The sequence below is a fragment of the Catenulispora rubra genome (assembly GCF_015356825.1).
GTDB classification, from domain to species: Bacteria; Actinomycetota; Actinomycetes; order Streptomycetales; family Catenulisporaceae; genus Catenulispora; species Catenulispora rubra.
The window spans coordinates 1-406 of the sequence record NZ_JAACYW010000790.1; the positions used below are offsets into that span (position 1 = coordinate 1).

1 protein-coding gene is annotated in these 406 nt (G+C 68.5%); it reads right to left on the reverse strand.

Features of this window, described 5'->3' with window-relative positions:
- Window positions 1-406: hypothetical protein (locus tag GWK61_RS55435; RefSeq protein ID WP_194922396.1), on the reverse strand; the 406-nt coding region annotated here is incomplete at both ends.

Below are 406 nucleotides of genomic sequence, written 5' to 3' on the forward strand. Positions count from 1 at the left end.
GTTCTCCTTGACGACCAGCTGCGCCGCCTCGTTGACGAAACCGGCGGGTACGAGCGGTTCCCACTCCGTGACGTCGCCGTCGACGAAGCGCTCGCTCGGGGCCAGTAGGCCCGGGTCGGTGCGGGCGCCGATCAGTTCGCGAACGTAGTCGATGGTGTTTGGGGCGGGGGAGCGGATGGCGATGCAGTAGAGGCGCGCGCCCTGGAAGATCGTCGCGTTGGTGTCGCCGTCGTGGAAGGAGCAGCGCTTCAGGCGCTGTGGGTCCAGGGTCTGGAAGAGGACCTGGTACGCCTTCGGGCCGTAGAACCCGCCGCCGAGTGCGTCGATGTCGAACAGGATCCCGATCTCGGTCTGCTTGGCGGCGGGTTGTTCTGTCGCTGGGCGCCCTGCCGGCGCGGTCTCGGGG